Origin of the sequence: Virgisporangium ochraceum (assembly GCF_016863655.1) — a bacterium.
In the GTDB taxonomy this organism is placed as follows: Bacteria; Actinomycetota; Actinomycetes; order Mycobacteriales; family Micromonosporaceae; genus Virgisporangium; species Virgisporangium ochraceum.
Map to the genome: position 1 here is coordinate 53,188 of NZ_BOPH01000036.1, position 26,263 is coordinate 79,450.

Annotated in this window: 26 protein-coding genes and 1 pseudogene; 13 read left to right on the top strand and 14 right to left on the bottom strand. The window is 72.2% G+C overall.

Translation table 11 applies throughout. The features are described from left to right. The first annotated feature begins 29 nt into the window (after positions 1 to 29). Positions 30 to 485, top strand: a complete 456-nt coding sequence (gene soxR / locus Voc01_RS15105; RefSeq protein ID WP_275423720.1) for a redox-sensitive transcriptional activator SoxR — start codon at positions 30 to 32, stop codon at positions 483 to 485. Here the strand turns inward: soxR and Voc01_RS15110 are convergent. The 5 genes from Voc01_RS15110 to Voc01_RS15130 form a co-directional block, all read right to left on the bottom strand. Next, a complete protein-coding gene (locus Voc01_RS15110) occupies positions 457 to 1,362 on the bottom strand; it encodes an alpha/beta hydrolase (protein WP_203928039.1) in 906 nt (301 codons plus the stop codon). The genes soxR and Voc01_RS15110 overlap by 29 nt on opposite strands. A gap of 54 nt (positions 1,363 to 1,416) precedes the next feature. Beyond that, complete coding sequence (locus Voc01_RS15115) at positions 1,417 to 2,628, bottom strand: MFS transporter (protein ID WP_203928040.1); 1,212 nt, start codon at positions 2,626 to 2,628, stop codon at positions 1,417 to 1,419. Next, a complete protein-coding gene (locus tag Voc01_RS15120) occupies positions 2,625 to 3,242 on the bottom strand; it encodes a winged helix-turn-helix domain-containing protein (protein WP_203928041.1) in 618 nt (205 codons plus the stop codon). Before Voc01_RS15120 ends, Voc01_RS15115 begins: the two co-directional genes overlap by 4 nt. 117 nt (positions 3,243 to 3,359) lie before the next feature. Beyond that, complete coding sequence (locus tag Voc01_RS15125) at positions 3,360 to 5,714, bottom strand: glycoside hydrolase family 3 N-terminal domain-containing protein (RefSeq protein WP_203928042.1); 2,355 nt, start codon at positions 5,712 to 5,714, stop codon at positions 3,360 to 3,362. 92 nt (positions 5,715 to 5,806) lie between these two features. Then, positions 5,807 to 6,967, bottom strand: coding sequence for an MFS transporter (locus tag Voc01_RS15130; protein WP_203928043.1), 1,161 nt, complete (start codon positions 6,965 to 6,967; stop codon positions 5,807 to 5,809). A gap of 58 nt (positions 6,968 to 7,025) precedes the next feature. On the opposite strand from Voc01_RS15130, the gene Voc01_RS15135 reads away from it, so the two are divergent. The 4 genes from Voc01_RS15135 to Voc01_RS15150 all read left to right on the top strand — a co-directional run bounded on the left by Voc01_RS15135 (position 7,026) and on the right by Voc01_RS15150 (position 9,405). Continuing rightward, the gene (locus Voc01_RS15135) at positions 7,026 to 7,613 is read left to right on the top strand and encodes a TetR/AcrR family transcriptional regulator (RefSeq protein WP_203928044.1); all 588 of its coding nucleotides are present in this window, start codon (positions 7,026 to 7,028) and stop codon (positions 7,611 to 7,613) included. Between the two features lie 299 nt (positions 7,614 to 7,912). Further along, a complete protein-coding gene (locus Voc01_RS53065; RefSeq protein WP_239160208.1) occupies positions 7,913 to 8,200 on the top strand; it encodes a sigma factor-like helix-turn-helix DNA-binding protein in 288 nt (95 codons plus the stop codon). Beyond that, on the top strand, positions 8,200 to 9,000 hold the full coding sequence (locus tag Voc01_RS15145; protein ID WP_203928045.1) for a hypothetical protein: 801 nt from the start codon (positions 8,200 to 8,202) through the stop codon (positions 8,998 to 9,000). Before Voc01_RS53065 ends, Voc01_RS15145 begins: the two co-directional genes overlap by 1 nt. A 21-nt stretch (positions 9,001 to 9,021) precedes the next feature. Then, a complete protein-coding gene (locus Voc01_RS15150; RefSeq protein WP_203928046.1) occupies positions 9,022 to 9,405 on the top strand; it encodes a DUF6884 domain-containing protein in 384 nt (127 codons plus the stop codon). Between the two features lie 117 nt (positions 9,406 to 9,522). Here the strand turns inward: Voc01_RS15150 and Voc01_RS15155 are convergent, their stop codons facing one another. Further along, on the bottom strand, positions 9,523 to 10,176 hold the full coding sequence (locus Voc01_RS15155) for a siderophore-interacting protein (protein WP_203928047.1): 654 nt from the start codon (positions 10,174 to 10,176) through the stop codon (positions 9,523 to 9,525). Positions 10,177 to 10,203: 27 nt separating this feature from the next. Between Voc01_RS15155 and Voc01_RS15160 the strand changes: the two genes are divergently transcribed. After that, positions 10,204 to 10,596, top strand: coding sequence for a MerR family transcriptional regulator (locus Voc01_RS15160; RefSeq protein ID WP_203928048.1), 393 nt, complete (start codon positions 10,204 to 10,206; stop codon positions 10,594 to 10,596). A 22-nt stretch (positions 10,597 to 10,618) separates the two neighbouring features. On the opposite strand, the gene Voc01_RS15165 is transcribed toward Voc01_RS15160, so the two are convergent. Genes Voc01_RS15165 through Voc01_RS15180 form a run of 4 tightly spaced genes read right to left on the bottom strand, consistent with a single transcriptional unit; the run spans position 10,619 to position 15,103 of the window. After that, positions 10,619 to 11,332: an SWIM zinc finger family protein gene (locus Voc01_RS15165; RefSeq protein WP_239160209.1), complete on the bottom strand. Its 714-nt coding sequence runs from the start codon at positions 11,330 to 11,332 to the stop codon at positions 10,619 to 10,621. Beyond that, positions 11,329 to 14,319: a DEAD/DEAH box helicase gene (locus Voc01_RS15170; RefSeq protein WP_203928049.1), complete on the bottom strand. Its 2,991-nt coding sequence runs from the start codon at positions 14,317 to 14,319 to the stop codon at positions 11,329 to 11,331. The genes Voc01_RS15165 and Voc01_RS15170 overlap by 4 nt, the downstream gene beginning before the upstream one ends. Positions 14,320 to 14,333: 14 nt before the next feature. After that, on the bottom strand, positions 14,334 to 14,618 hold the full coding sequence (locus tag Voc01_RS15175; protein WP_203928050.1) for a hypothetical protein: 285 nt from the start codon (positions 14,616 to 14,618) through the stop codon (positions 14,334 to 14,336). A 17-nt stretch (positions 14,619 to 14,635) separates the two neighbouring features. Then, positions 14,636 to 15,103 carry a nucleoside/nucleotide kinase family protein gene (locus Voc01_RS15180; protein ID WP_239160210.1) on the bottom strand — a complete coding sequence of 156 codons (468 nt, stop codon included), beginning with the start codon at positions 15,101 to 15,103 and terminating at the stop codon, positions 14,636 to 14,638. 237 nt (positions 15,104 to 15,340) lie between these two features. Here Voc01_RS15180 and Voc01_RS15185 point away from each other — a divergent pair, with 237 nt between their 5' ends. Next, on the top strand, positions 15,341 to 16,456 hold the full coding sequence (locus Voc01_RS15185; protein WP_203928051.1) for a WD40/YVTN/BNR-like repeat-containing protein: 1,116 nt from the start codon (positions 15,341 to 15,343) through the stop codon (positions 16,454 to 16,456). Beyond that, positions 16,453 to 16,749, top strand: coding sequence for a MoaD/ThiS family protein (locus Voc01_RS15190; protein WP_203928052.1), 297 nt, complete (start codon positions 16,453 to 16,455; stop codon positions 16,747 to 16,749). The genes Voc01_RS15185 and Voc01_RS15190 overlap by 4 nt, the downstream gene beginning before the upstream one ends. A 2-nt stretch (positions 16,750 to 16,751) precedes the next feature. On the opposite strand, the gene Voc01_RS15195 is transcribed toward Voc01_RS15190, so the two are convergent. Further along, entirely contained in the window at positions 16,752 to 17,471 is a 720-nt protein-coding gene (locus tag Voc01_RS15195) for a MerR family DNA-binding transcriptional regulator (RefSeq protein WP_239160211.1), read from the bottom strand. A 65-nt stretch (positions 17,472 to 17,536) separates the two neighbouring features. On the opposite strand from Voc01_RS15195, the gene Voc01_RS15200 reads away from it, so the two are divergent. The 3 genes from Voc01_RS15200 (at position 17,537) to Voc01_RS15210 (ending at position 20,656) form a co-directional block, all read left to right on the top strand. Next, positions 17,537 to 19,060 (top strand): DUF6194 family protein, encoded by a 1,524-nt coding sequence (locus Voc01_RS15200; protein WP_203928054.1) that lies wholly within the window; start codon positions 17,537 to 17,539, stop codon positions 19,058 to 19,060. Between the two features lie 61 nt (positions 19,061 to 19,121). After that, complete coding sequence (locus tag Voc01_RS15205; RefSeq protein WP_203928055.1) at positions 19,122 to 20,417, top strand: MFS transporter; 1,296 nt, start codon at positions 19,122 to 19,124, stop codon at positions 20,415 to 20,417. Positions 20,418 to 20,509: 92 nt separating this feature from the next. Beyond that, positions 20,510 to 20,656 (top strand): hypothetical protein, encoded by a 147-nt coding sequence (locus Voc01_RS15210; protein ID WP_203928056.1) that lies wholly within the window; start codon positions 20,510 to 20,512, stop codon positions 20,654 to 20,656. Positions 20,657 to 20,708: 52 nt separating this feature from the next. Here the strand turns inward: Voc01_RS15210 and lexA are convergent, their stop codons facing one another. Both lexA and Voc01_RS15220 read right to left on the bottom strand, forming a co-directional pair. Next, positions 20,709 to 21,308, bottom strand: a complete 600-nt coding sequence (gene lexA / locus Voc01_RS15215; RefSeq protein WP_373873822.1) for a transcriptional repressor LexA — start codon at positions 21,306 to 21,308, stop codon at positions 20,709 to 20,711. 47 nt (positions 21,309 to 21,355) lie between these two features. After that, positions 21,356 to 22,084 carry a TetR/AcrR family transcriptional regulator gene (locus Voc01_RS15220; RefSeq protein WP_203928058.1) on the bottom strand — a complete coding sequence of 243 codons (729 nt, stop codon included), beginning with the start codon at positions 22,082 to 22,084 and terminating at the stop codon, positions 21,356 to 21,358. 95 nt (positions 22,085 to 22,179) lie between these two features. Here Voc01_RS15220 and Voc01_RS15225 point away from each other — a divergent pair, with 95 nt between their 5' ends. Next, positions 22,180 to 23,670: an MFS transporter gene (locus Voc01_RS15225; RefSeq protein WP_203928059.1), complete on the top strand. Its 1,491-nt coding sequence runs from the start codon at positions 22,180 to 22,182 to the stop codon at positions 23,668 to 23,670. 5 nt (positions 23,671 to 23,675) lie between these two features. Here Voc01_RS15225 and Voc01_RS15230 read toward each other — a convergent pair whose 3' ends face one another. Further along, positions 23,676 to 25,754: a cellulase family glycosylhydrolase gene (locus Voc01_RS15230; RefSeq protein WP_203928060.1), complete on the bottom strand. Its 2,079-nt coding sequence runs from the start codon at positions 25,752 to 25,754 to the stop codon at positions 23,676 to 23,678. Between the two features lie 281 nt (positions 25,755 to 26,035). Here Voc01_RS15230 and Voc01_RS15235 point away from each other — a divergent pair. Then, positions 26,036 to 26,263: pseudogene (locus Voc01_RS15235) on the top strand (hypothetical protein); the annotation flags it as partial.

Sequence of the window (26,263 nt, forward strand, 5' to 3'; positions counted from 1 at the left end):
AGGGTTGAAGTCAAGCTACGGTGGGACGCGTGGCCGACCTCACCATCGGGGAGCTGAGCGCGCGCAGCGGCGTTCCCGCGTCCGCTCTGCGCTTCTACGAACGCGAAGGGCTGATCCACAGCCGGCGTACGGGCGGCAACCAGCGCCGCTACGACCGGACCACGTTGCGGCGCATCGCGTTCGTGCGGGCGTCGCAGAGCGTCGGCATCCCGCTGGCCCTCATCCGCGACGTGCTCGGGTTCCTGCCGGAGGGTGCGCCGCCGACGAAGGAGTTCTGGCAGCGGGCGTCACGGTGCTGGTCGGAGGAGATCGACGCCCGGATCGCCAAGCTCGAACGCATGCGTGACCGCTTCACGTCGTGCATCGGGTGCGGCTGCCTGTCGTTCGACGAATGTCAGCTCGTCAATCCCGCCGACACCCTGGCGCGCCGGGGCCCGGGCGCGCACCTGCTCGACGCTACCGCCCGTCCAGCGCCGCGCGGATGAACCGTTCGATCGCGGCCCACGTCGGCGGGGTGTGCCCGACGCGCTCGCGGCCGTGCGCGGTGTCGCGCACCGTCGTACCGTCCTGTGTGGACGGATCGAGCACGGCACGCCAGTCGTGGCCGGCTCCCGGTACGGAGTAGAACGTCGCGGTGGAACCGTTGGCCTTCAGCGCCTCGTACAGCAGCACGCTCTGCCCGTGCGGGACGAGCGCGTCGCTGCCACCGTGCAGCAGCATGATCGGCGCCTCCCGCCGACCGACGTAGGTCAGCGGGCTGGCCGCGTCGGCCCGCTCGGGACATGACTGGACCGCGCATCCGATCAGCCGCGACTCCGGCGACAGCGGGTCGTTGTGGCAGTCGGTCAGCCCCATCCGCTCGTTGAACGCGGCGCTGGCGCCGGGCAGCATCTGCTCGTCCATGCGCCGGAAGTCGGTCGGCGGGTAGAACGCCACGGCCGCCCGCACGTGGTCGTCGGTCAGCGCCGCCATCACGGTGGTCCAGCCGCCCGACGAGTCACCCATGACGGCGATGCGTCCCGGGTCGATCCCGTGGTCGTGGGCGTGCCCGTGCAGCCACGCGATCGCGGTCCTGATGTCGTCGAGCTGGGCCGGGAACACCGCCTGGGTGCTCGACCGGATGCTGACGCCGGCCACGACGTACCCGAGGGGGTTGAAGACCGCGGCGATCGGACCGGCGCTGTCCTTCCCGTTGCCGGCCAGCCAGGCCGAGCCGCCGGTCCAGATCACCAGCGGACGGAGGTCGTCGGGGTCGTGGGGGCCGTCGGGGTCGTCCCCGCCGTCGGGGAGGTACAGGTCGAGCAGGTGGGCCCGGCCGACCGGCTCGGCGTAGGCGACGTCGGTGATCACCCGCGTTGGCATGGGGTCAGCATGACAGCGGTGGTCGACCTTTCGGGTCGGGCACAGGGACGCCGATCATCCGCCGACCGTACCGGCCGGCGCCGGTGCGGCCCCGTCCTCCGGTTGCCGGGTCCGGAGCAGGCCGATCCCGGCGGCCGCGACCAGGATCACCGCGACGGTGACCCCGATCAGCACCCGGTAGTCGACGACGAGGATCAGGCCCGTCGCCGCCAGGGCCGCGGACAGCTGCGGCACGTTGAAGGCCATGTTCGACGCCGCGGCCGCCCGGCCCTGCAGGGTCGGCGGCGTGCGGCGCTGCCGCAGCGTGACGAACGAGACGACCGTCAAGGACACGCCGATCCCGCACCCGAGCAGCCCGACGACGATGAGGGCGAGGCTCGTGCCCATCGTCGGGGCGATGCCCAGCCCGAGCAGCACCAGCCCGACCGTGGCCGTGCGCCGCTCGTCCCATCGCGCGACCAGCGGGCCCGCGGTGAGCCCGCCCACGACGGCTCCGGCGCCCTGCACGCTGGCCAGCACGGCGAGCATGGCCGGCCCGCTGCCGAGGCCCACCTCGATCGCGGCGAAGTTCGTCGTGTTGGTGAGGCCGGTGACGCCGATCGCCACGGCCAGCGCCACCGTCATCCCGCCGAGGACGGGCGTGCCGAACAGGTGGCGGAAGCCCGCGGTCACCTCGCGGAGGAACGGCTCCCGCTCGGTGGCCGGCGCTGTCTCGGTCACCCGGACGGCCGTCATCCCGACGGCCGCGACCACGAACAACGCCGCCGTCGTAGCGATCACCGCGTCCATGCCGACCGTGACGTACAGGCCGGCGCCGGCCATCGGCGTGATCAGCCGGAGCCCCTGGTCGACCGTGGTCAGCAGGCCGTTGGCCGGGGCGAGGTGCTCGTCGGGGAGCAGGTCGCGGACCAGCCCGGCCTGCGCCGCGGAGAGCAGGTACCCGACCGCCGCGTAGACCATGGTCACCGCGTAGATCACCCACAGCTCGTCGGTGGTGGTCAGAACGAGGACGCTCGCGGCCGCGGCCAGCGCGGCGATGGAGACCAGCCGGCGGCGCGGGAAGCGGTCGACGAGGTGACCGATGAGCGGGGCGAACAGCGCCGGAACGGCGAGTGCCGCGAGCGTGGCGCCGGCCGCGCCGTCGGACCCGGTGAGGTCCTTGACCCAGATCGCCAGCGTGAGGAACAGCATGCTGTCGGCGAGGTTGATGATGGTCCAGACGAGGACGAGCCCCCCGAAGCCGGGCGCCCGCAGGGCCGCCCTCACGACTCCTCCATCCCGGGGTCCTGGATCTCGGGGTTGAGCGCGTCCTGGATCTCGGGGTTGAGCGCGGCGAACAGGGTCGCGAGGCGGGCTCCGTCGGGACGCAGGTCGGGCCGCTCCCACCGGTCGCTGAACCGGCCGATCAGGGTCTGCAGGTCGTGGGCGAGCTCCGCCAGCTCGGCGGGCGTCGCCCAGAACGTCGACTTGACCAGGCCGACCACGTCCCGGTACTCCGGTGGCAGCCGGTGGAGGTTCGCCAGGAAGGCGCTGATCCGCTCGGTCTCGCGCAGCAGGGTCAGCTCGGCGAGGGCGCCGACCGCGCGCACCGAGGCGGGGTCGTCGTAGTCCGGGGAGGCCGTGCGGCTGCGGCCGACCGACCGCCACGGTTTCTCGCGGCCGCGCCGCTCGCCGGCCTCGATGAACCCGTACTTGGCCAGGATCCGCAGGTGGAACGAGCAGCTGGCCACGCTCTCGCCGATCGCCTCGGCGCACTGCGTGGCCGTGCGCTCCCCGCCCCGTTCGAGGACGTCGAGCAGGGCTAACCGGATGGGATGGGCGAGCGCCCGCACCCGCTCCGGCTCACTGACAACGTTCACCTTCGATGCGTCCTCCGCCATGCAGGCGAAGCTAGCATCCTAAAGGACCCTTTAGAAAGACATCTTTAGAATGGCGCGACAACGCGCTCCCGCGAGCCGCACCGCCGCCGATCTCGCCGCGATCGGCGCGGGGGAAGGCTACGTGGTGACCGTGAAGCGGGCGGTCAGCAGGACCTCGTCCCGGGAGGACGGGCCGACCAGGAGGTCGAAGTCGCCCGGCTCGACGATCCGCCGACCCTGGGCGTCGACGAGCGTGCACTCTGAGGCCGGGAGCTCGATCGGCACGGTCACCGTCGCGCCGGGGTCGACGGTCACCTGGCGGTAGGCCTTCAGCTCCTTCTCGGCCCACGTCACCGACGTCACCACGTCGCGGAGGTAGACCTGCACGGTCTCGATGGCCGGCCGGTCGCCGGTGTTCGCCACGGTCACCGACGCCCGCACCGTGCCGTCGGGCGAGACGACCGGCGTGGTCACCCGCAGGTCGCTGTACCCGACGGTCGTGTACGACAGGCCGTCGCCGAAGGCGAACGCCGGGGTCTGGGTCAGGTCGGCGTAGCGGGTGCCGTGCTGGCCGGGAATCTGGTTGTAGTAGACCGGCAGCTGCCCGGCGTGGCGCGCGAACGAGATCGGCAACCGGCCGGCCGGCTCGATGAGGCCCAGCGCCAGTTCCGCGACCGCGCGGCCGCCCCGCATACCGGGGTTGAACGCGTAGACGATCGCGGCCGCGTTCATGGCCGACGGCGGCAGCACCAACGGCTTCGACGCGATGACCACCACGACGAGCGGCGTGCCCGTCGCCGCGAGCGCGTCGAGCAGCGCGATCTGGCCGCCGACGAGCTCCAGCGTCGCCGTCGAGCGGCCCTCGCCGATCAGCTCGATCCGGTCACCGACGACGGCGACCACGTAGTCGGCCGCCGACGCGGCACCGACCGCGGCGGCGATCAGCTCGGCGGACGGCGGCGACGGGATCACGACCTCGGGCCGCGGCTGTCCGTCGGGGAAATGCGTCCCCTCCGGGTCGGTACCCACCGTGAGGATGTCGGCGCCGCGTTCATGGTGGACGGTCCACGATGGAGGGACGAGGGCGCGGAACCCGTCGAGCACCGTCTCGATCATCTCGCGCGGCTGGCCGTCGGTGAGCCAGTCGGCCTGTCCCGACGAGCCGGCCCAGTCGCCGAGCTGGGTCTGCGCGTCGTCGGCGTTCGGACCGATCACCGCGATCGTCCTCGCGCCGTCGGCCGGCAGCGGAAGCGTTCCGTCGTTCCGCAGCAGTACCAACGACCTCCGTGCCACCTCCAGGGCCAGCTCCAGGTGCGGCGCCGAGCCGATCACCGCGGTGTCGCGCGGTGTGCGCGGGTCCTCGAAGAGGCCGAGCTCGAACTTCAGCGTGAGGATCCGTGCCACCGCGGCGTCGAGATCCTGCTCCCGGAGCAGCCCCTTGGCGACCGCGTCCTGCGCGCCCTCGAAGAACTGCGGCGTCGTCATCACCATGTCGTTGCCGGCCTTGACCGCGGCGGCGGCCGCCTCGGTGTGGTCGGCGTAGACCCGTTGCTGCCACACCATCCGGCCGACGTTGTCCCAGTCGGTCACCAGCGTGCCGGTGTAGCCCCACTCGCCGCGCAGCACCTCGTCGAGCAGCCACGAGTTCACGGTGATCGGCACGCCGTCCATCGACTGGTAGCCGAGCATGAACGTGCGGCAGCCCTCGCGCGCCACGCGTTCGAACGGCGGCAGGAACCACGACCGCAGCTTGCGCCGCGAGATGTCGGCCTCGCTCGCGTCGCGCCCGCCCTGCGTCTCGGAGTAGCCGGCGAAGTGCTTGGCACAGGCCAGAATCGCGGTGGGACCCCATTTTTGGGCGCTCGCTCCGCTCACGCGGGCCTCGGGGCCTTCGGGGGCGTCACCTTCCCTCGTCGCTTCGGTCGCTTCGCTCCCTGCGCTCCTCAGTCCAGGCGACGCCGGCCCCGAGGCCGGTCCGTCGCCCTGGTAGCCGCGCACCATCGCCGACGCGAACTCGCCGAGCAGGAACGGGTCCTCGCCGAACGTCTCGCTGACCCGTCCCCACCGGAGGTCGCGGGCGATGCACAGCACGGGCGAGAACGTCCAGTGGATGCCGGTGGCCGCCGCTTCGACCGCCGTCACGCGGGCGACGCGCTCCGCGAGCGACGGGTCCCAGGACGCGGCCATGCCGAGCTGGGTCGGGAAAATCGTTGCACCGCGCCAGAACGAGTGCCCGTGGATGCAGTCCTCGGCTACCAGCAACGGGATCCGCAGCCGCGTCTGTGCCACCAGCGACGCCGCTTCCGCCAGCGCCGACGGCGGCGTGTGCAGGATCGAACCGACGTGCATCTCCTCGACGAGCTGCCGCAGGCCCTGATGCGCCGGCAGTTGCAGCATCTGGCCGACCTTCTCCGGCAGCGTCATCCGGGAGAGGAGGTCGGCCACCCGGTCGGCGACAGCCGCGTCGGGGTCGAGGTAGCGCGGGTCGGTCATGCCGGGTCGCCACTTCGTGTCGACCCGCCGTGAGCGGGCGGGCTCTGCTGGCTGGTGCCCTCGCACAAGTGCTCGGTCACGGTCGGTCTCCTCTATTTCGCGGACGCGGGACGCAGCGTGCGCGCGCCGAGTCCCATCAGCGCGGTCACGATCACGACGACGATGAACGATACGGTCAGCGACGACAGGTGCGCGATCCCCCCGATCACCCCGGGTGCGATCAGCCCGGCGCCGTAGGCGATCCCGGCGACCGCGGCGAGGCTGCGGCCCGGGTTGTCACCGACGCGGCCGGCGGCGGCGAACGCCAGCGGCACCACCACGGCGATCCCGATCCCGACGAGCGCGAACCCGGCGACCACCACCGCGATCCGGGTCGACAGCACCACGGCGAGCGCGCCGGCGGTCGCCAGCAGGGCCGCCACGCGCACGGTGGCCACCGGGCCGAAGCGGCGCACCACGGCGTCGCCGGCGAACCGGGCCGCGGCCATGCTCACCGAGAACACGGCGACGGTCGCGGCCGCGGTGCTGGCCGGGTGGTCGAGCACGTCACGCACGAAGACCGCCGACCAGTCGACGCCGGCACCCTCGGCGAACACCGCGCACAGCCCGACGAGCCCGATCGGCAGCGCCTCCTTCGTCGGCAGCGCGAACGCCGGCGGGGCGTCGGCCGTCTCCTCCTGCCGGTGCGGAATGAGCCATCGGGACGCGAGGAGCGCGACCCCGGTCAAGCCGACCGACACGGTCGTGAAGTGGATGCGCGCGTCCATGTCGGTACGCGCGGCGATGGCGGCGAGACCGGCGCCGACCAGCCCGCCGATGCTCCACCAGCCGTGGAACCCCGACATGATCGACCGGCCGTACCGGTCCTCCACGACGACGGCGTGGGCGTTCATGGCGACGTCGGCGAGCCCGGCGCTGGCGCCGTAGACGAGCAGTACCGCACAGAGCACGGGCAGGCTGGTCGGCCAGCCGGGCATCAGCAGCGCGGCGCACCACAGCACGATCAGGACCCGCGTGAGCGAGCGCAGGTCGTACCGGTGGGTGAGCCGGGCCGACAGCGGCATCGCGACGATCGCCCCGAACCCGGGCATCAGCAGCGCCACCCCGAGCCCGCCCGCGCCGACGCCGACGTGGTCGGCGACCCAGGGCAGCCGCGCGGCGAACGAGGCCATGACGACGCCGTGGACGGCGAACAGGATCGAGGTCGCCACCCGGGCCCGACGCAGGATCGAGGGGGCGACCGTATCGAGCATCCGCACACTGTAACCTCAATTCCAACCACCTGGTAAGTATTCGCCGGGGAGTCTCGACATGGGTGCCAGAGGCGGTTACGCCAAGGGCCGCGCGAAGCGGCGCGAGATCCTCGACCATGCCATCGCGCTGTTCGGCGAGGTCGGCTACCGCGCCGCGTCCCTGCGCGAGATCGCCACCCGGAGCGGCATCTCGCACCCCGGGCTGCTGCACCACTTCCCGACGAAGGAGGCGCTGCTGCTCGCGGTCCTCGCGCACCGCGACGAGGTCGACGGCGAGCTGTTCGCCGGGTCCACCGGCACCGGCGCGCTGGGCCGCCTGGTCGACCTGGTGCGGCTCAACGCCGACCGGCGCGGCGTCGTCGAACTGTTCACCGTGCTCTCGGCCGAGGCGACCGCGTCCGACCATCCGGCGCACGCGTTCTTCGTCGAGCGGTACCGGCGCACGCTGGCCGGCGTCGAGCGTGCCTACCTCGCCGCCCGCGACGCCGGTGCGCTGCGCCCCGACGTCGACCCGGCCGCGGCGGCCCGTCACCTCGTCGCGCTCATGGACGGGCTGCAGATCCAGTGGCTGCTCGACGACCGCCGCACCGACATGGTCGACCCGGTCCGCGCCCACATCCAGGCGCAGCTCACGGTCCCGTTGTAGATCCGACAGAACCTTTCGACCCCCGCGCGCCGTATGGGGAGGGACGCGCCAGCGGGAGGGTGGTCGATGGGGGAGACCTTCGAGGACTTCGTGCGCGGCTGCGCGCACCGGCTGTACCGGGTCGCCTGCCTGCTCACCTCCGGTGACCTGGCCCGCGCCGAGGACCTGGTGGCCGAGGCGCTTGCCGCGTCTACCTGGCCTGGCCGCGCCTGCGCGACGGTGACGCCTACGGCTACGCCCGCCGCACCCTCGTCAACCTGCACACCGACTGGTGGCGGATCAGCCTGCGCCGCCGCGAGGTGGTCACCGACCGTCCACCCGACCGCGGCGGCGCCGGCGACCCGGCCGGTGAGATCGTCCACCGCGACAGCGTCGCCCGGTCGCTTCGCCGGCTGACCCGTCGCGGGCGCGCCGTGGTGGTGCTGCGGTACTTCGTCGACCTCACCGAACGGGAGACCGCCGCTGAGCTGGGCATTTCGGTCGGCACCGTCAAGAGCGCCAACGCCCGGGCGCTCGGCAGGCTCCGGCTCGACCCCGAACTCACCGACCTGGCGCCGGTCGTGCCGACCCGGGAGCAGGAGGCGTGATGCGAGACCTCGACGACCTCCGGCGGGCGTTCGCCGACGAGACGGCCGGCCTGCACCTCGACCTGCCCGTCGACGGGATCCGCCGCCGCGCCCGGCGCGTGCGCGCGCGACGCACCGCCCTGCGCGCCGGGGTCGCGGCGCTCGTGGTGGCGCTCGCGGTGCCGGTGGCCGTGCTCGCGCGCGGCTCCGCCGGCACCGAGGCGCCGGCCCGTCCGGCGCCGTCGTGCGTCCCGTCGATCGCTCCGATGCCGGCGCCCTGGCTCGGGGAGCCGACCGACACCCAGCTGACGGCGGCGACCCCGAACGAGCGTGTCCGGGTGGGCCTGGCCGGCACGCTGGAGCGGCCGACGCTCGTGGTGGAACTGCGCGACGAGGCGACGGACGTCGTCACCCTGCGGCACGAGTTCTCCGTGACCCGGGACGTGACCGCCGACATCCTGCTGCCCACGCAGACCTACTCCAGGAAGTTCGTCAACGTCGAGCTCGCCCTCGCCCCGAACCGGCTCCTCTACGTCGGCCTGTACGCACGGCCGTCGGACGACGTCAGGATGCTGATCAACGGGTACGGCACGGCGGCCGGTACCGCCTACAACGACGAGACCCTCTGGACGATCTTCTGGGCCGAGCGGCAGTTGCGGCCTCCGCTGGAGGACGACGGCGACGCTCCGGGAACCTCCGCTCCGGTGACGATCCGGTTCGAGGTCTACAAGGACGGCAACCTGCTGCTCACCACGCCCGCGATGGCCGGCGTCGACCCGGCCCTCGACCCGCGGACGACGGTGACGGCCTGCACCCGGTGAGCGCCCTGGCACACTGACCGAGTGGTGTCCTTCGATCTGTTGCTGGTGACCTGCGTCTACGAGAAGGCCGACGGCCCGCGTGCCGCGCGCGACCTGTACGTCTCGCCGGACTTCCTGCGCATGAGGCACTACGCCGAGGAGAGCGGACGGCCGTGGTACATCGTCTCGGCCGAGCACGGCCTCGTGCGGCCCGACGAGTGGCTGGTGCCGTACGAGCGCCACCTCCCCGACACGCCGGGCTGGTACCAGCGGGCCTGGGGCGCCTGGGTGGTGGCGCGGCTGCGCATGCTGGCCGGCGACCTCACCGACCGCGTCGTCGAGATCCACGCCGCCCCGGAGTACGCCGCGTTGATCCACCCGCACCTGCACGCCAACGGCGCCACCATGACCCACGGCCCGCTCTGAGGCGTGTGGGCCCGTGCCAGCTCCAGTTGCCCACGCCCGATGAGATCCGATCTTGGACTGTTGTGCACCGTATTCGATGTAGATCTGTCCAAGATCGCCGCGTACGGAGGGCGGTGGCTAGTCGAGGCCGCGGCGGCCGGGGGTCCAGAATGGCTTGACCACCACGGCGGTCCTCGGCCAGCCTCGGTCGGTGACCAGGTGCCGGCGGACGGCCTGGCACGCGCGCGCCTCGCCCGCGACGTACGCCACGCCCGGTTCCGCGGGCAGGTCCAGGGTCGACAGGCCGGCCAGCAGGCCCGGTCGCGGCACCCAGTGGACCTCGCCGGGCAGGTCCAGCCGGTCGCTCGGGTCGTCGACCTCGATCAGGGTGAACGTGGGGACGGCCGGAGGGAGGGCGCGCAGGATCGCGCCGAACGCGACACCGGCCGTCTCGTCGCCGACGAGGAGGTGGTACGGGGCCTCGCGGGGGACCAGCCGGCCCTGGGGGCGGGTGAACGACACGGGCTGTCCGGGACGCACGTCGCGCGCCCAGCGGGCGCCGGGACCGTCGCCGGGGTGGTCGAGTACGCAGAGGTCCAGGGCGCCCGCCCGGTGGGCCCAGATGGAGTAGCTGCGTAGGCGCAGATCGCCGACGTGGACGCGCACGTGTTGGCCCGGCGTCCACGACAGGTTGGTCGGGCCGGTCAGGCGGATCCGGCGCATCCGTGGCGTGACGTGGTCGACCGCGGCCACCGTGGCGCGGACCAGGAAGTGGTCGAGGAGCTTGCTCATGCCCGCACGGTGCCGGTTAATGTGCGGATGAAGTCAAGCGGGCTGACGATCGGCGAGCTGGCCGACCGGTTCGGGCTGGCCACCCACGTGCTGCGGCACTGGGAGAGCAAAGGGCTGCTCGCCCCGCGCCGGGTAGCCGGCGGCCAGCGCCGCTACACCGAGAGCGACGTGACCCGGGTCGCGATGATCCTGATCGGCAAGGAAGCCGGGTTCGAGCTCGGTGACCTGCGCACCCTGCTCGACGGCGGCGACCCGCGCAGGCACACCGACCTGCTGCACCGGCACCTCGCCGCGCTCCAGGAGCGCATCGACCGGGCGGCCGCGGCCAAGGAGCTCATCGAGCACGGCCTGGCCTGCCCGGAGCCGTTCGACACGTGCCCGCACGCCCGGCAGCACATCGCCGCGCACATCCCGGGCTGACGCCCGCATCCCGGGCTGACGCTCACAACCGGTGGTAGGCCGCCGAGAGCACGTCGGCGACCTCGAAGCGGCCGGCGCTCACCCCGAGCGGCTCCAGCTGTTCCAGCAACGCGTCGGGCCGGCGGACGCTGCCGGGCACCTGGTCCAGCGGCGGCTCCAGGCGTGGCCCGGCCGTCCAGAAGTCCGCGACCGACGGCGGCGGCGCCGGCTCCGCGGGCGACGGAGCGGGCGCGGCCCGCAGCTCACGCAGGTTGTCCAGCAGCTCGGTGCGGCCGCGGCCGCGCCAGGCCAGGATCCCGAACGGGTCGGCGTCGAACGACTCGGCGAGCGCGTAGGCGGTAGCGGCCAGGTGCGGGCACGGCCGCACCCATCCGGGACACGAGCACTCCAGCGCGATCTCGCTGAGGTCGGTGGGGAACAGCGACAGCCCGAACCCGGCCAGGATCCGGTCGAGGTCCTCGGGCAGGTCGCCGGCGAGCAGGCGGGCGGCGTGGAGGGCCTCGGCGGCCAGCGCCCGCTCGATGCGCCGCCAGTCGGCCGCGGAGTAGGCCCGCACGCCGATCCGGGCGCGGTGCGTCGTTCCCTCGTCGTCGACGACGAGCCCGGTGACCACGCTCGTGGAGATGCTCAGCGACCGCACCTGCCCCGCCCGCACGTGGCGGCGTCCCTGCCCGAACACCGTGGGCATCCGCAGCGACTCGAGCATCCCCAGGAACTGCTCCGACCAGCTACTCACCAACGGCCTCCGGCACTGTGCCCGACAGTCGCCTCCGGCGACAAGGCCACCACGGTCGCCTCCGGCGACAGGGCCACCATGTCGGCGATGTCCTCTGTGGACAGTCCGGCCAGCCAACCGTGCTCGCTGCCGACCGCCAGCCCCGCCATCGCCCTCTTCTCCGACATCACCGTGTCGATGCGCTCCTCCACGGTGCCGATGCACACGAACGTGTGCACCTGCACGTCGCGGTCCTGCCCGATGCGGTACGCCCGGTCGGTGGCCTGCGACTCGACCGCCGGGTTCCACCAGCGGTCGAGGTGCACGACATGGTTGGCGGCGGTGAGGTTCAGCCCGGTGCCGCCGGCCTTCACCGACAGGAGCATCACGCCGGGACCGTCGAGCGCCTGGAAGCCGCGCACCAGCGTCTCGCGGGCCCCGCGGGCCAGACCGCCGTGCAGGAACGGCACGGGTAGACCCAGCCGCCCGGTCAGGTAGGGCGCCAGCATCGCGCCGAAGCGCGCGTACTGCGTGAACACCAGCGCCCGGTCGCCGTCGGCGAGCGCGTTGCCGAGGATCTCCTCGAGCCGGTCGAGCTTGCCCGACCGGCCCGCCAGCGGGGTGCCGTCGCCGAGCAGGTGCGCCGGATGGTTGCACACCTGCTTCAGCTTGGTGATCGCCGACAGCACGAGCCCCTTGTGCCGGGCGCCCGCGTTGCGTTCGCGCATCTTCTGCAGCAGTTCGTTCACCACCGCCTGGTACAGCGACGCCTGCTCGGTGGTCAGCGTGCACCACTGCCGCCGCTCCAGCTTCCGCGGCAGGTCGGCGATGACGTCCTTGTCGGTCTTCACCCGGCGCAGCAGGAACGGCCGGGTGGCGCGGCGCAGCCGCGCCGCCGCGTCGGCGTCGGCGAAGCGCTCGACCGGTACCGAGTACCGGGCCCGGAAAATGCTCGCCTCACCCAGGATTCCGGGGTTGAGGAAGTCGGCGATCGACCACAGCTCGGTGAGCCGGTTCTCCACGGGCGTGCCGGTGAGCGCCACCCGGTGCCGCGCGGGGATCCGTCGCAGCGCCCGCGCCGTCATGCCGGTCGCGTTCTTCACGTGCTGCGCCTCGTCGAGCACGATGCGGTCCCACTCCGTCGCGGCGAGCACGTCGGCGTCGCGCGCCGCCACCTGGTACGTGGTCAGCACGAGGTCCGTACGCGGGTGCGGCGTCCGGGTCGCTCCATGATGGACGGAGACCGTGAGGGACGGCGTGAAGCGCCCGATCTCGCGACGCCAGTTGCCGAGGACCGACAGCGGGCACACGATCAGCGTCGACGGCCGCCGCTCCCCGTGTCGGCGCAGCGCCTCCAGTGCGAGAACCTGGACGGTCTTGCCCAGCCCCATGTCGTCGGCGAGCAGCGCGCCGAGGCCGAGCGTGTCGAGGAAGGCGAGCCACGACAGGCCGGCCCGCTGGTACGGTCGCAGGTCGCCGGTGAACGACGGCGGCGGGTCGACGAGTTCGAGGGTGCCCGGCGCGCGGCCGGTCAACAGGTCGGCGAGCCAGCCCTCACCGTCCACAGAGGACACCGGCAACGGCAGGTCCGTTTCGGGGAAGAGCCGGGTGAGCCGCATCGCCTCGCCGGCGGTCATCTCACCGGACCCGCCGCGGGCCAGGAACGCGAGGCCCTGTCGCAGGCGGGCGGGATCGAGGTGCACCCACCGCCCGCGCAGCCGTACCAGGGGCACCTTGGCGCGGGCCAGCTCCGTCAGGTCGGCCTCGCTGAGGTACTCACCGCCGAGCGCCAGCCCCCACCGGAACCGCACGACGGCGTCGCGGCTCGCGGTGGTGTCGCGGAGCACCGGCCGCGCCGGCTGTCCACTGTGGACCGTCAAGGTGAGCCCGAGCTCCTGCCGCCGCTGCCACCGCGCCGGCAGCAGCACCCCGAACCCGGCCTCCGACAGCACCGTCGCGTGGGTGAGGAACCGGTACGCGCCGGCGGTGTCGAGCCGCAGCTCCACCGGGCGCGGCGAGGACCGCAGCACGTCGGTGAGGTCCGGGTACAGCCGGCTGGCCCGGCCGAGGTCGGCGAGCAGCACCTCCTGCGGGTAGTCGGCCCACCGCATCAGCGGCGACGCCGCGTCGCGCCACACCTCGGCGGCCGGCACGAGCAGGCCCGGCTCGTCGGCCGGCTGCAGCAGGAACTCGAGCAGCCAGCCGCTCCGCTCGGTGTCGGGGAACTCGTCGACGAAGCTCAACCGGAAGCAGGTGCGCAGCGGTGCCGGGCGGGCGCCGTCGGCCCAGCGGTCGAGGCGCTCGCGCAGGTCGTCCAGCTCGGCGCGGTCGCGGGAGATCGTCGCGTCGGGACCGGTGAGCGCGGCCAGCCAGGCGTGCACCACCCCGTCGCCGCGGTGCTCCAGCAAGGGGCCCGGAAGCTTGGCGCGGACCATGGCGTCGACGGCCCCGTCGAGCGCGGCCCGCGCCGCCTCCGCGGCGGACACGCCGGGGGTCGCGGCCCGGGCCACGCCCGGCATGGACCGGTGCAGCGACTCGAACCGGTGCGCGTCGTGACCGGTGAGCACGGCCCGCCAACGCGCCTCGGCGGCACCGGTGATCCCCGGCAGCACGCGGCCGCGCCGTACCAGGTCGCCGGCCAGCCACACGACGTCGGAGAGCCACCCGACCGAACTGCCGGCGCGCACCCCGTCGACCTCGGAAACCAGCGACTCGAGATCGGCGTCCGCGGCAAGGGTGACCACCGGCACCACCCACGGCAGCAAGCGCGCCACGCCGCGGGCGGCGCGGCCCGTCTCCTGTTCCGGAGAGGGGACGGGCGCCGAGCCGATCGACGGAAGCTCGAGCACGACGCTGCCCGCCGTGCCCTCCACCGGTGGCGCGACCCCGAACGGATGCGGCTCGGCCCGGCGGACGCTGCGCCGCCGACCGACCGGACCGGCCGGCGCACCCTCCGCCCAGCAGGCGAGCCGCCCACCTGCGGTGACCAGCCCATGCACGACGATCACCCGTCGACGCTAGCTCAGGCCGCGCACCGCCGGCCGAGCCAGGTCTCGAACTCGGCCGCTGTCTGCGGTTTGGCGACCGCGACCAGCCACACGAACGAGTCGTCGTGCCGGTAGAGCAGCACGGCCGGTGAGCGCAGGCCCGCGGTGACCGAGAAGATCGCGAGTACGTCCTTGTCGACCCGCAGGCGCAGCTGCAGGTGCGGTGGCGCCTCCAGCGCCTCGGCGACCTCGGCCACCGTGACGCCGGACAGGCGCGCGGGCGGCTCGGCCGCGCCCGGCATCCGCCACAGCAAACCCATGGCGGCCAATGTAACCGCTACGCGCGCACAATTCGGGGCGTTCGGGGATCGGTGTTGTCGATCAGGATCGTGGCGCGGTCGTGGGGCGCGCAGGCCGCGAAGTAGATCCGCTGCGCGTCGACGTACTTCCGCGGATCGAGGATGCGGTCACGCACGGCCATGCGCCGCGCGGTCTCGGTGAACGGCACGTCGAGGAAGACGGTGAGGTCCCAGGCCGCGCGCAGCTCGTCGCGGTGCAGGAAGAGGCCGTCGACGATCAGCACCGCGCCGGGTGGCGCGGCGACCGGCTCCGGCGCGAGGACACTGTCGGTGGCCAGGTCGTGCGCCTTCGGGCTGACCATTCCCGAGCCGTGGGGCCCCAGCGGGTCGAGCACGTCCTCCCAGAGCCGCTCGTAGTTGAACGAGTGCAGCCAGCAGCCCCTGGCGGAGTCGCGACCCAGCTGGTACCGGGAGCTGCGCACGTGGTGGAAGTCGTCGACGGACACCCGCAGAACCGGCCGTCCCGCTTCTTGGAGGGTCGCGGCGAGCGCGTCGGCGAAAAAAGTCTTCCCCGATGCGTCCGGCCCGTCGATTCCGACCCTGGTGAAAACGTCATTGTCAGGAACGGGTATGCGTCGCGCGACCTGATCGAGAACTGACACGAAGGGACCCTAACGGGTGGTTCGGGTCTGGGAAGTGTCACAGGTCTGCGCGACGATGCCCCTGGACTCTGGAGGTGTCTGATGACCGGTGTACGGGTGCTGGTGGGGACGCGCAAGGGAGCGTTCATCCTCACCGCCGACGGAAAGCGGGAAGACTGGCAGGTCAGCGGGCCGCACTTCGGCGGCTGGGAGATCTACCACGTGAACGGGTCGGCCGCCGACCCGAACCGGCTGTGGGCGTCGCAGTCGTCGGGCTGGTTCGGGCAGGTGATCCAGCGCTCCGACGACGGCGGCGAAACGTGGAACCCGGTCGGCAACGACTTCACGTACCGGGGCGACGTCGGCGAGCACCTCTGGTACGACGGCACGCCCCGGCCGTTCGAGTTCAAGCGCATCTGGCACCTCGAACCGTCCCGCGACGACCCCGACACCGTCTACGCCGGTGCGGAGGACGCGGCGCTGTACCGGTCCACCGACGGCGGCGGCAAGTGGGAGGAGCTCACGGCGCTGCGCACCCACCCGTCGGCGCCCACCTGGCAGCCGGGCGCGGGCGGCATGTGCCTGCACACGATCATCCTCGACCCGGTGAACCCGCAGCGCATCTACGTCGCGATCTCCGCGGCGGGCGCGTTCCGCAGCGACGACGGCGGCGCGTCCTGGCTGCCGATCAACAAGGGGCTGCGCTCCGGCGGCATCCCCGACGAGGACGCCGAGGTCGGCCACTGCGTGCACCGGCTGGCCATGCACCCCTCGCGCCCCGACGTGCTCTTCATGCAGAAGCACTGGGACGTGCTGCGCACCGACGACGCCGGTGGCCAGTGGCGCGAGATCAGCGGCAACCTGCCCAGCGACTTCGGGTTCCCGATCGCCGTCCACGCGCACGAGCCCGACACCGTCTACGTCATCCCGATCAAGAGCGACTCGGAGCACTACGTGCCCGACGCGAAGCTGCGCGTCTACCGCAGCCGGGTCGGTGGCGAGGAGTGGGAGCCGCTGACCACCGGGCTGCCCCAGGAGAACTGCTACGTCAACGTCCTGCGCGACGCCATGGCCGTCGACACCCTCGACGACTGCGGCATCTACTTCGGCACCACCGGCGGGCAGGTCTACTGCTCGCCCGACGGCGGCGATACGTGGCGCGCGATCGTCCGCGACCTGCCCGCGGTGCTGTCCGTCGAGGTGCAGGTGCTGCCGTGATCCGCGTCGTGCTGCCGGCCCACCTGAAGAACCTGGCCAAGGTGACCGGCGAGGTGTCCCTCGACGTGGGCGAGCCGGTCACCCAGCGCCGGGTCCTCGACGCGCTCGAGGAGGCCTACCCGATGCTCCGGGGCACCCTGCGCGACCGGCAGACCGGCCAGCGGCGGGCGTTCATCCGGTTCTTCGCGTGCGAGGAGGACCTGTCGAACGAGTCCCCCGACGCGTCGCTGCCCGACGAGGTGGCGGCGGGCAAGGAGCCGTTGCTCGTGGTGGGAGCCATGGCAGGCGGTTGACGTCAGGCGTCGAGCACGCGGAGGTAGGCGTCCAGGTGGGCGGCGCCGGTGAGCATGGCCCGGGCCCGGGCCGACAGGCGGTTGCGCCAGTCGGCCAGCGAAGCGGCCAGGGCCCCGGCGCCGCCGGCCCGGCGGGTCTGGTCGAGCACCGTGGCGATGTGGGCCAGCGGGTAGCCGCCCCGGCGCAGGAGGTGGGCCAGGTCGGCGTCGCGGAGGTCGGTCGAGCGGTAGACGCGGTGGTGGGTGCCCCGGTCGCGGTGGGGCCGGAGGATGCCGGCCCGTTCCCACTTGCGCAGGGTCGCCGGCGTCAGGCCCAGGCGGTGGGCGACGGCCCCGATGGGCACCGGGCGGTCGGGGCCGTCCGGATCGGGCGGCGGTACGAGGTCGCGGATGGCCGGTTCCACCGCGTCGAGGGTGGCCCGGTCGGCCTGGAGCTGGGCGTGGGCGCCGTCGATGAGCGGGAACGCGGAGTCGCGGTCGCCGCGGTTGACGGCCCGCATGATCTCGCCGGCCGTGGTGTGGCCGAAGCCCGGTATCAGGGCGACGAAGGCGTCCAGGGCGGCGGCGTGCACCGCCGTGTACACGCGGTAGCCGTTCGGTGTCCGTCCGGCCGGTGGGATCATGCCGGCCTGTTCGTAGTTGCGTACCGTCTGCGCGGAGATCCCGTGGGCCGCGGCCAGGTCGGCTGGGCGGCGGTGGTTGGCGTCCCTTTGAGGGTTCACGGTCATCCCTCCGGGCTGATCGGCGGCGAAGTTTCACAGGGAGGTTCAAAGATACGGTCGAAGTCATGGACTTCGACGGTGTTGACCCGCTCGCGTTCGGCGAGGACGTGGACCTGCTCGCCTTCGGCGAGCCGACCCACGGTGAGCCGGCCTTCCCGCGCGCCCGCGACGAACTGTTCAAGCGGCTCGTCCGGCGCGGGTTCCGGTCGATCGCCGTGGAGTACGACCGCGTCGCGGCGCTCGCCGTCGACGACTACGTGCAGGGCCGGTCGGACGAGCCGCCGGAAGGACGGGAACGCCAGCTCGCCGAGTGGATGCGCACCCACAACCGGTCGACCGACGACCCGCTCACGTTCCACGGCTTCGACGCGCCGATCGAGCTGACGCACGCCGCCAGCCCCGGCCCGTACCTGCGCGTCCTGCGTGACAGCCTGCCGGCGGACCTGCGTCCACCCCTGGCCGACGACCTCGACCGCCTCGTAGGCGACGACCGGAGGTGGTCGGACCCGCGGGCCCAGCTCGACGCCGCCCACTCGGTCGGCCGGTCGCCGGAGGCGCAGCGGCTGCGGGTGCTCGCCGACGACCTGCTGACCGCCCTCCACACGGTCGACGTCGACGGCTGGTACCGGGCCTACGTGCACGGCGTCGCCGCCCTCGGGCTCCTGCGGTACCACGCGGTCGCCGCCGACCCGGCGCCCGACGCCGTACGCACGTCGCGCATGCTCGCGGTCCGCGACGCGTTGATGGCGCGCAACCTGCTCGATCTCCGCGGCAACGGACCGATGCTCGTCGCGGCACACAACCGGCACCTGCAGCGCCACCCCAGCCGCTGGCACCTCGCCGGAATGGACCTCGAATGGCGCAGCGCCGGCGCGATCGTCTCGTCGCAGCTCGGCGACCGGTACAAGGTGATCGTCGGCAGCCTCGGGTCCAGCGCCGCGCTCGGGCTCGCACCGCCCGCGCCGGAGACGTTCGAGGGCCGGCTCGGCGCGCACGCCGGTCACGGTCCCCTGTTCGAGGTCGCGGCCGACGGCGCGACGGACGGGACCACCCGGACCGACGTGACCCCGGAGCAGGGCTACTTTCCGCTCGACGCCGAGACGGTGGAGCACGCCGACGCGATCTGGCACATCGACCTGTTCCCGGCCGCGGCGAGGGAGCTCGCCGACCGGATCCGCCGGCTGCCCGGCGTGGAGAGCCATCGGTCGGGACCGGGACAGGGCGTGCCCGAGGTCGGCTGGGACGACTGGTTCTTCTTCGTGGGCAGCGGGCGCCGGCATCCGTTCGCCACGATCGTCGGCCACGACATCCCCGACTTCGACCAGGAGTCGCGGCTCGACCGGGTCGGCGTGTACCGGCTCAACCTCGACCTCGGGCGCGAGGAGTTCCGGCGGCTGTTCGGCTACGGTCCCGAGGAGATCAGGGGCCGGCGCGACGGCATCGACTTCGCGCGGTTCGACGAGCCGGTGCCGCACCCGGTGTACGCGACGCAGAGCTGGGCGAGCGTGGTGAACCCGGGAGCGCGGTCGGCGGACGTCGTCGACCGCCTGCTGCGGCACGCGCACGCGCGCCGGGCGGGTCGCAGTTAGATCCGGTGCGCCGTTAAATGCGGTGCGCCGCGACCGGCGTCCGTCGTAGGCTGCCATCTTTGTGCGCAGAATCAGCGAGACCGTGGTCCCCGCCCGACTCGGGAAACCGTTCCGTTGGCTCCTCGCCTCGTCCTGGACCACGAACCTCGGCGACGGGATCGCGGTCGCCGCGGGTCCGCTGCTCGTCGCGTCGCTGACGTCCGACCCGTTCCTGGTCTCGATGGCGGCCCTGCTGGGGTGGGCGCCGCCGCTGGTCTTCGGCCTCTGGGCGGGCGCCCTCACCGACCGGCTCAACCGGCGCACGCTGGTGGTCGTCGCCGACGGTAGCCGGGCGGTGATCCTGGCCGGCCTGGTCGCCACGATGGCCACCGGCACGATCTCCGTCGGTGTCGCGCTGGCCGCGGTCGGGCTGCTGGCCACCGCCGAGGTGTTCGCCGACAACTCCACCCAGACGCTCACCCCGACGCTGGTCCACCGCGACGACCTCGTGGTCGCCAACGCCCGCCTGCAGACCGGGTTCATCACGATGAACCAGTTGGCCGGCCCGTCGGTCGGCGCGGTGCTGTTCGCCGTCGGTCGCACCTGGCCGTTCGTCACGCAGGCCGTGCTGGTCACCGCCGGGGTGCTGCTGATCGCGCGGGTGCGGCTCCCGGTGAACGAGCGGGGTGACGTCGTGCGCCACAGCGTGCTGCGCGACGTGATCGAGGGCGTCCGCTGGACGATGCGCCACGCCGCGGTCCGCACGCTGGTCCTCACGATTCTGATCTTCAACTTCACGTTCGGCGCCGCCTGGTCGGTGCTCGTGCTCTACACCCAGCGCCAGTTGGGCATGGGCGACATCGGCTACGGCGTGATGACCACCGTGGGCGCGCTCGGCGGTCTGCTCGGCACGGCGCTGTACGGCTGGATCACGAGGCGGGTGAGCCTGGGGAACGTGATGCGCGCCGGCCTGATCCTGGAGACGCTCACCCACCTGGGCCTGGCCCTCACGCGGTCACCCGTGGTGGCCGGCGTGATCTTCTTCCTGTTCGGTGCGCACGCGTTCATCTGGGGCACGACGTCGATCACGATCCGCCAGCGCGCCGTGCCGTCGCACCTGCAGGGGCGGGTCGGCAGCGTCAACGGCATCTGCGTGTACGGCGGCCTGGTGGTGGGCTCGGCGATCGGCGGGGTGCTGGCCACGCACTGGGGCGTGACGGCCCCGTTCTGGTTCGGCTTCGGCGGGTCGCTGGTGTTCGTCCTGCTGCTGTGGCGCGAAATGCGCCACATCGCCCACGACGCCCCACCCCCGGACGAGGCCGACCCCGTGACGACCCCGACCGCCCCGTCCCCGGTCGACCACGCCCCACCGGCGTGACCCGTGCGGAATCGAGCGGGCTGATTGAGACGGGGGCGAACTGGGCACTCTGGATGGGAGTACGCAACCGAGCCCACCGAAGGAGCGGCCCCATGACGGACAACACCCGGCAGACCAGCGACGAAGCGGCCACGGCCGCCAGCGACGTCCTGCGCGACCCGAACGCCACGCAGGAGGAGAAGACCGCGGCGGGTAGCGCGCTGTCGCAGACCCCGTCGAAGTCCGACGACGACGAGTGATCCGCCGCGAAGGCCCGGCCGACAGGCCGGGCCTTCGGCATGTCCGGGCGGCTCACAGGCGGCGGAGCACGCTCACGACCTTGCCCAGGATGACGGCGTCGTCGGCGGGGATGGGGTGGTAGAGCGGGTTGCGGGGCACCAGTTCGGTGCGGCCGTCGCGGGTGCGGCGGTAGACCTTGACCGTCGCCTCGCCGTCGATCGTCGCGGCGACGATGTCGCCGTTGTCGGCCACCTCCTGCTGGCGCACGACGACCACGTCGCCGTCGCAGATGGCGGCGTCGACCATCGAGTCGCCGCGTACGCGCAGCGCGAAGAGGACGCCGTGGCCGACCAGGCTCAGCGGGAGGCGCAGCTGGTCCTCCGGGTCCTCGTTGGCCGGGATCGGCGAGCCCGCCGCGATCGTGCCGAGCAGCGGGACGGTGACCTGCGGCTCCTCGGGCACGGCGGGGCGCGGACCCCCGCGGCCCAGCGTCAGCTCGCCGACCTGCTCCAGCGCGTCCAACTGATGGGCCACCGACGAGGTGGACCTGAGCCCGGCCGCCGCGCCGATCTCACGCACCGTCGGTGCGTAACCGTGCTCGTGCCACCAGGTCCGGACGATGCCGAGCACCTGCCGCTGCCGGGCGGTGAGGCGGGGCCGCTCCCCAGCCATGGTCATCCGCGCACGATACCGCAGTTAGATCATATGTACGAACGGGGTCAGGGGCGTGTCTTCAGCCAGAGGTCGAGGCCGTCGAGGATGCGGTCGAGGCCGAACCGGAAGCCCTCCTCGAAGATCTCGTCGGGCTTCACCGACGAGGAGACCTCCGCCCACCACCGGCGGTAGTTCGGGTGGTCGCGGGAGATTTCCTCGAGATGGGGACGCACGGAGTCCAGCAACTCGCCGAGCGGCTGGCCCGACTCGGTCGCCACCGTGGCGGCGGCCGAGGTCGCCGTGGCCGCGCCGATCGCGTGCGACATCAGCATCGCGCTCGCGTGGCTGACCTCCAGCCCGCGGAACCCGGCCGCCTCCAGGATCGCGACGGTGCGGTCGCCCATGCGCATCGCGTTCGGACCCAGGTTCGGGCGCGACCCGAGCTGCCCGAGCGCCCACGGGTGGCGAACCAGCGCCGCCCGCATGCCCGTGCACAGCACCGACGCCCCGATCCGCCAACTGGTGTCGCCGACCTCGGGGACGTAGACCTCGCCGAACACCTCGTCGACGGCCAGCTCCAGCAGTTCGTCCTTGTGGGCGACGTACCAGTACAGCGACGTGGCGCCGGCGCCGAGCCGGGTGCCCAGCCGTCGCATGCTCAGCCCGGCGGTGCCCTCGGCGTCGAGGATCTCGATCGCGGCGCGCACGATCTGCTCGCGGCTCAGCGTGGGCTTGTCGCCGCCCCGGGGTGACCGCGGCGGCCGCAGCCAGACCGAGTTGGTGAACGAGCTCACGGGACCATCCTACCGGCCCTCGCACACTGTTCGAGACTGCTGGTACGGTGTGCGAGATTTCTCGAACGCTGTGCGAGAAGAGAACGGAGAAAGCCGTGCCCCATCCCCGCCGGTGGCTGATCCTCGCGGTGCTCTGCCTGACCATGCTCGTGGCGGTCATCGACAACATGGTGCTCAACATCGCGATCCCCGCGCTGATCCGTGACCTGGGCGCCAGCCAGTCGGACATCCAGTGGATCATCGACTCCTACATCCTGGTGTTCGCCGGCCTGCTGCTCACCGCCGGCAGCCTGTCCGACCGGCACGGCCGCCGGCTGGGCCTCGTCGTCGGTCTCGCGGTGTTCGGCGGCGCGAGCGTGCTCGCGACGATCTGCCAGACGCCGGGTCAGCTGATCGTGGTCCGCGGCCTGATGGGCGTCGGCGCGGCGTTCCTCATGCCGGGCACGCTGTCGATCCTCACCACCGTGTTCGACGACACCGAACGCAAGAAGGCCATCGCGGTCTGGAGCTCCGTGCTGATGCTCGGCGCGCTCGGCGGGCCCACGCTCGGCGGCCTGCTGCTGGAGCACTTCTGGTGGGGCTCGGTGTTCCTGCTCAACGTCCCGATCGCGGTCCTCGGCATCGTCGCCGCGCTCGCGATCATCCCGGAGTCGCGCGGCCCGGCCTCGAAGCCCGACCTCGCCGGCGCCCTACTGTCCACTGTGGGCATGGCGGCGCTGGTGTGGGGAGTCATCTCCAGCGCGAAGGACGGCTGGTCGTCGCCGGAGACCGTCGGCGGGTTCGCCGTCGCCGTGGTGTTCCTGTCCGCGTTCGCGCTGTGGGAGCGCGGTACGCCGGAGCCCATGCTGCCGATGGGCCTGTTCCGCAACCGCAACTTCGCCGGCGCCAGCCTGTCGATCGTGCTGCTGTCGTTCTCGGCCGGCGGCGTGATGCTCGCGCTCACCCAGTACCTGCAGTTCGTTCTCGGGTACGGGGCGATGAAGGCGGGGCTGGCGTTCATCCCGCTGCTCGTCACCACCGTCGCGTTCAACGGGATCGGCGTCGTCGTCGACAAGCGGCTCGGCACCCGGGTCGCGGTCGCCGGCGGGCTGCTGCTGATGGGCGCCGGGTTCGCCGTCCTCACCACGCTGTCGCCCGACGACGGCTACCTGAAGCTGGCGTCGGCGCTGGTCCTCATGGGCATGGGCAGCGGCATCGCGGCGCCCGCCGCGGTCGGCACGCTGCTCGGCGCGCTGCCGCCGGACCGGGCCGGGGTCGGCTCGGCCGTCAACGACACCGTGCAGCAGGTCGGTGCCGCGCTCAGCGTCGCCGTGCTCGGCAGCGTGCTCACGGCCGTCTACCGGTCGGCGATGCCGGCCGACGCGAGCGAACCGGTCCGCAACTCGATCGGCGGCGCGCTCGCCACCGGTGATCCATCCCTTGCGCGGCAGGCGAAGGACGCCTTCGTCGACGCGATGGCCGCCACGTCGGTCGTCGGCGTCGTCGGAGGCGTGGCTGCCGCGATCGTCGCGGCGTCGGTCATCCGGCCGAGGACCACAGTGGACGGTGCCGGGGCGCCGGCACCGTCCACAATGGAACCTGTGTGACCTCCTTACGCCGTACCGGTGACGGAGCTGCCCGACTTCGTCACCGTGTAGGTGAGCTGCGTGCCGCTCCAGAAGTGGAACGTCAGCGTCACCGCCCGGCCGTCGGTCACCTCGGCGAAGAACTCCGGCTTCAGCGCGATCGTGTTGCCGGTGTAGTTCGGCGCGAACGTCACGTCGAACTCCTTGAACGAGGTCCAGTTGTGCGGACCGGCGAACGAGCCGTCGGAGTACTTCGCCTCCATCGTGGCCAGCTGGTCACCCCGGAACTGCGTGGGGATCGTGAACGCCGCCGTGGTGCCCGACGCGCTGGTGAGCACCGGCGGGTCGAACGTGATGACGTCGATCCGCCAAGGCACACCGGCCGAGAACCGGGCCGACAGCGTCGCGTTGACGCCGTACGCCCGCGAACCGACCAGCCGCGTCACGGCCGGCTGGGTCAACGTGAGCGTGCTGCCCGAGACGGTGTAGTCGGTGCCCTGTACCAGTGCGGTGGAGCCCTGGTACAGCCCGGTGAACGTCAGCCCGTTCAGGTTGAGCGTCAACGACTTCGCGGTGACCGCGCCGGTGCGCGACACGTAGACCTGGTCGCTCGACGCGTTTCCGGAGCGGGTCGTCCAGCTCGACCTGATCTGGTTGAACAGCTCGCTGTCGTTCCACTGCAACGTGTTCCGGTTGAGGTGCTGACCGTTGTCCCAGAGCATCGTGGTGATGCCGCGGGTGCGCGCGTGGTAGCCGAAGAACTCGAAGTACTTCAGCTTCTCGCCCTGCTCGATCGTGCCGGTGTGCCGGTCGAAGCCGAGCAGGCCGTACTCGCCGAGGATCACCGGGATGTTGCGCGCGTTGAAGGCGTTGACCACGCGGTCGAACGCGCCGGTGAGGTCGGACTGCACGGTGGCGTCGAAGCGGTAGCCGCCGGCGACGTTCACCGAGAACGGCCAGTACCCGTAGTAGTGGAACGTGGCGACCAGGTTCGGGTCGTTGTACGAGGCCATCGCGCTCGCCAGTCCGTCCACTTTGGTCTGTTCGTTGCCGGTGTTCAGCGTCGGCAGCACGAGCAGCCGGGTGGCGTTGTTGCCGCCCGACGCGCGCACGATGTTCCGGAACGACGCGTTGAGCTGGTTGTTCAGCTCGATGTACTGCGCCTCGCCGGAGCCGTTGGCGAACTGCGGCTCGTTGTTGCTCTCGAAGAGCAGCTTCGGTGACGAGTTGCGGAACGTGTTCGCGAGCTGGGTCCACGTCGCGTTGAAGCGCTCGAGCACGCCGGCCTGGTTGGTCGGCATCTGGTTGATCCACTGCCACGAGTCGTGGTGGACGTTGATCATCACGTAGAGGTCGCGGGCCAGCGCCCAGTCGACGACCTCCTTGTAGCGCGCGAGGTGCGCGGCGTCGATCGTCCAGCTGGGTCCCGCGCCCTGGTACTGCATCCAGGTGCCGGGGATGCGGATGCTCTTGAACCCGGCCGCCTTCACGGCGTCGAGCTGTGCGGTGGTGACCGCCGGGTTGCCCCAGGAGGTCTCGCCCTGGCCGGTGGCGTCGAACGTGTTGCCGAGGTTCCAGCCGGGCTGCATCGCGGCGACGACCGCGCGCGGGTTCTGCGTCGGCGGCTGCGACGACGACTGCGACGGAGACGGGCTCGACGGGCGCGGGCTGGACGGGCTGCCCGGGTTGCTGGGGTTGAGGGTCCCGGTGCAGGCGGTGCCGTTCAGCGTGAACGACGCCGGGACCGTGTTGCTACCGCTGAACGATCCCTGGAAGCCGAACTCCACGCGCCCATTGGTGGGGATGGACGCGTTGTAGGACATGTTGGTGGCGGTGACCGTGCCACTGGACGGCGAGATGGTGGCGTTCCACGCGTTGGTGACAGCCTGTCCGGACGGGAACGTCCAGCGCAGGTTCCAGCCGTTGATGGGGTCGCCGAGGTTGGTGACGGAGACGTTGGCGACGAAGCCGCCGCCCCATTGCGAGGCGTTGGTGTAGACCACCTGGCATCCCGCCGCGGCGTTGGCGTTCACCGCCGTCAGGAAGGTGGCCGCTGCCAGCATGGCCAGGGCGGCACCCGCAACCAGGCCGGCACGCATACGCATGCGGCGAAGGGTGGTGTGGAGACGGGTCATGCCACAGAACATTAAGTTGGAGCTTTAAACTATGTCAATTGGCCTGCGTCTATGACGGCTCCGTGAGGGGACGCTGAGCGGTCGATGAAATCCGGTTTAGGCGCTTCCCTGTCCGAACGGTTATCCGCCCCGGCGGATCTTTAGGTCGGCCTTTATCCGGCTCTTTCTGCTGGTCATGGGCTTGGAACCGCTCCCACGGCGGCGGCGTACCACCCGGCGCAGACAGGTAACGCCGCCGAAAGGAAAGCGCCATGGTCAGAGTTCGAGCACCGCGGATGTTGATCGCCGGTGGAGCCGCGGTGGTGATGCTGGCGGCCGGCGTCGCCACGGCCGTGGCCTCCAACGCCTCCGACAGCAGCGGCGGCAACAGCACCCGGGCGGGCGAGACGATCACCTGCCCCACCGTCGAGGACAGGTTGCCCGCGATCCCGGCCGCCGCCCAGGCGGAGGTCCAGCAGAACCTGGACCTGCTCGACAAA

Excerpts from the sequence above, each read along its gene's own strand:
- Voc01_RS15110 (WP_203928039.1), bottom strand. The coding sequence starts at position 1,362 with ATGCCAACGCGGGTGATCACCGACGTCGCCTACGCCGAGCCGGTCGGC.
- Voc01_RS15120 (WP_203928041.1), bottom strand. The coding sequence starts at position 3,242 with ATGGCGGAGGACGCATCGAAGGTGAACGTTGTCAGTGAGCCGGAGCGG.
- Voc01_RS15125 (WP_203928042.1), bottom strand. The coding sequence starts at position 5,714 with ATGACCGACCCGCGCTACCTCGACCCCGACGCGGCTGTCGCCGACCGG.
- Voc01_RS15130 (WP_203928043.1), bottom strand. The coding sequence starts at position 6,967 with ATGCTCGATACGGTCGCCCCCTCGATCCTGCGTCGGGCCCGGGTGGCG.
- Voc01_RS15135 (WP_203928044.1), top strand. The coding sequence starts at position 7,026 with ATGGGTGCCAGAGGCGGTTACGCCAAGGGCCGCGCGAAGCGGCGCGAG.
- Voc01_RS15145 (WP_203928045.1), top strand. The coding sequence starts at position 8,200 with ATGCGAGACCTCGACGACCTCCGGCGGGCGTTCGCCGACGAGACGGCC.
- Voc01_RS15155 (WP_203928047.1), bottom strand. The coding sequence starts at position 10,176 with ATGAGCAAGCTCCTCGACCACTTCCTGGTCCGCGCCACGGTGGCCGCG.
- Voc01_RS15160 (WP_203928048.1), top strand. The coding sequence starts at position 10,204 with ATGAAGTCAAGCGGGCTGACGATCGGCGAGCTGGCCGACCGGTTCGGG.
- Voc01_RS15175 (WP_203928050.1), bottom strand. The coding sequence starts at position 14,618 with ATGGGTTTGCTGTGGCGGATGCCGGGCGCGGCCGAGCCGCCCGCGCGC.
- Voc01_RS15185 (WP_203928051.1), top strand. The coding sequence starts at position 15,341 with ATGACCGGTGTACGGGTGCTGGTGGGGACGCGCAAGGGAGCGTTCATC.
- Voc01_RS15200 (WP_203928054.1), top strand. The coding sequence starts at position 17,537 with ATGGACTTCGACGGTGTTGACCCGCTCGCGTTCGGCGAGGACGTGGAC.
- Voc01_RS15210 (WP_203928056.1), top strand. The coding sequence starts at position 20,510 with ATGACGGACAACACCCGGCAGACCAGCGACGAAGCGGCCACGGCCGCC.
- lexA (WP_373873822.1), bottom strand. The coding sequence starts at position 21,308 with ATGGCTGGGGAGCGGCCCCGCCTCACCGCCCGGCAGCGGCAGGTGCTC.
- Voc01_RS15230 (WP_203928060.1), bottom strand. The coding sequence starts at position 25,754 with ATGCGTATGCGTGCCGGCCTGGTTGCGGGTGCCGCCCTGGCCATGCTG.